The organism is Bradyrhizobium sp. SHOUNA76, from assembly GCF_023006445.1.
GTDB lineage: Bacteria > Pseudomonadota > Alphaproteobacteria > Rhizobiales > Xanthobacteraceae > Bradyrhizobium.
The window spans coordinates 1-545 of the sequence record NZ_JALBHA010001116.1; the positions used below are offsets into that span (position 1 = coordinate 1).

A 545-nucleotide genomic window follows, 5' to 3' on the forward strand; every position below is an offset into this window, starting at 1 on the left:
AGGTCCAGCGCTCGACCTTGGTGTTGAGACAGAGCTGGTCGACTGCGGGCGCGTCGATGCCGCCGAGCCGGATGCGCGTGTTGCCGATCACGACGGCATCGCCGGCGCGGACCTTTGCCGTGCCGGTGATGTCGGCGGCGTGCGCCATCGACGGGAGGGCAAGCAAAGACAGCGCAATCAGGAATTTTCGCAACATGCCGGTCCGCGTGTGATGAAAATCTCGATAGACCGCGCAATTGTGGTCGGCTTTTGTCCGCTCGGCCAGCGCTTGCCTAACGAATGAGCTTTCAACTTCCCGTCATCGAAGCGGGCGAATTGCGAATAGGGAGTGGCGAATAGAGCTGTGATCAGCCCCATTCGCTACTCGCCATTCACCATTCGCCGGCGCGCCACCGCCAGCCCCATCAGCACGAAGGCCGACGTCACCTCCGGCCCGCCGACCAGGATCCGCGTCGGCGTCTTCATCTTGTTCCACTCATAGGCGCGGAACGGGCCGCGGCGGCCGCCTTCGCCGAGGTTGGCGACGATCACGTTCAGCGCCGGTG

General features: G+C 64.0%; 2 pseudogenes. Both read right to left on the bottom strand.

The features are described 5' to 3' along the window. Window positions 1-196: pseudogene (locus tag MOV74_RS40040) on the bottom strand (thermonuclease family protein); the annotation flags it as partial. 164 nt (window positions 197-360) lie between these two features. After that, window positions 361-545 (bottom strand): annotated as a pseudogene (locus MOV74_RS40045) (hypothetical protein); the annotation flags it as partial.